The following is a 1,471-nucleotide window of genomic DNA, read 5'->3' as shown; positions in this document are numbered from 1 at the left end:
CTCCAATGAAAGAACACAAGGGGCAAAACACCTTCGGTTGGCGGCTTTTCCTTGGGTTCGGTTATGTTTTGACCGGCGTTTTGACCGATCGGCTAAATCTCTTCCCTCCGCTGGACAGGTTGTTCCCGTCCTTCGGTCTTGAACCATGCTCCAATGCGTGACCCTGATGCGTCAGCTTCGGTCACAGAATGGCGTTCGGCTCCCGGTTTCCCATTCTCCTTTAAGAGCGCAGCCCAGTTTTACCGGGCTCGCTAGCCACTCATCAGGACAACCGGGATATTGTCGACGCGCCTTCCGTGGTGCTGGTGTCGCGCTGCTCATAGGCGCGCTGATCACGCAGGATCTGGAAGGCGATCGTCAAAAGCTTGCGCGCGATGGCCACACGCGCCTTGTTCACTCCTCTGAACTTCAGATGCTCGTATTGGGCCTGCAGCTGCGCATCGCTGGCGATGGCGGGGGCGACCGCCTCGACGAAGGCCCAGCGCAGCCACTTGTTGCCCTGCTTGATGATTTTGCCGTGAAAGGTCTTGCCGCCGCTCGAATAGGTCGACGGCACAAGCCCGGCATAGGCGGCAAGCTTCTTCGGGTTGCGAAACCGCGATATGTCATCGATCTCCGCATCGATCAGCCGGGCGAAGAACTCGCCGATGCCGGGGATCGTCTTCAACAGCTTCACATTGGCATTGGCTTTGGTCATCGCCCGGATAGTTGCTTCCGACTGTTTGATCCTGACATCGATGTCGCCGATGAAGGCAAGACCTCGGTCGATCTGAATGCGGTCGATCTCCGAGACCTTGACCTGCGCAAGTTGAATGCGGCCGGCCTTGCCGAACAGATCACCAAGCTTCTTCAACTGCGCCGTCTGCTCGGGATAGCGATCAAACACCGTGACGATGCGGTTCTTCACCATCGTGCGCAGCCGCACATAAAACATCCGCTCGCGTAGCGCGACACGCAGCTGTCGTGCCTTTTCGCTGGGCGCCCAGGCCTCCGGCACCAGGTCGGCCCTGAGCAGATGCGCCAGCACCGTCGCATCGATCTTGTCGGTCTTGATCTTGGCATCGGCAATCGCCTTGACCTTCCACGGGTGGGCGAGAACGACATCATCACAAATGTCGTCGAGCCAGTCGTACATCACCATCCAGTTGCGGGTCGCCTCGACAACCGCGTGGCTGTTGTCGCGGTAGCGTTCCAGAAACCCGCCGAGCGACTGGCGGTCGTTCTTCACCCGACCGGAGCGCAACGTCTTGCCACCGCTGTCCTGGACGACCAGATGGCTGTAGGATTTGTGGTAGTCCACGCCGATATGGTAATCGTAAGAGGCAGTCATGCTTCCAACTCCCTTGTTGAGATCTGCAAAACCCCAATAAGGTAAGCCCAAAGGCCGGAAGTGTGACTGTCCCTCGATCTTCACCTGCATGTCAGTGATCCGTTCTCTCAACGGCCGCGGCCTCTTTCATGCCATCTCCTT

The 1,471-nt window shown here is 58.3% G+C and carries 1 protein-coding gene; it reads right to left on the bottom strand.

What is annotated here, in order from left to right:
- Positions 1 to 262: 262 nt before the first annotated feature.
- Positions 263 to 1,330 (bottom strand): IS110 family RNA-guided transposase, encoded by a 1,068-nt coding sequence (locus tag ABK249_RS33750; protein ID WP_210059136.1) that lies wholly within the window; start codon positions 1,328 to 1,330, stop codon positions 263 to 265.
- Between the last annotated feature and the right edge of the window lie 141 nt (positions 1,331 to 1,471).

Source organism: Neorhizobium phenanthreniclasticum, from assembly GCF_040066075.1.
GTDB lineage: Bacteria > Pseudomonadota > Alphaproteobacteria > Rhizobiales > Rhizobiaceae > Neorhizobium > Neorhizobium petrolearium.
The sequence above is the reverse complement of the archived record's forward strand: the minus strand, read 5'-3'. Positions and strand labels throughout refer to the sequence as shown.

Excerpts from the sequence above, each read along its gene's own strand:
- ABK249_RS33750 (WP_210059136.1), bottom strand. The coding sequence starts at position 1,330 with ATGACTGCCTCTTACGATTACCATATCGGCGTGGACTACCACAAATCC.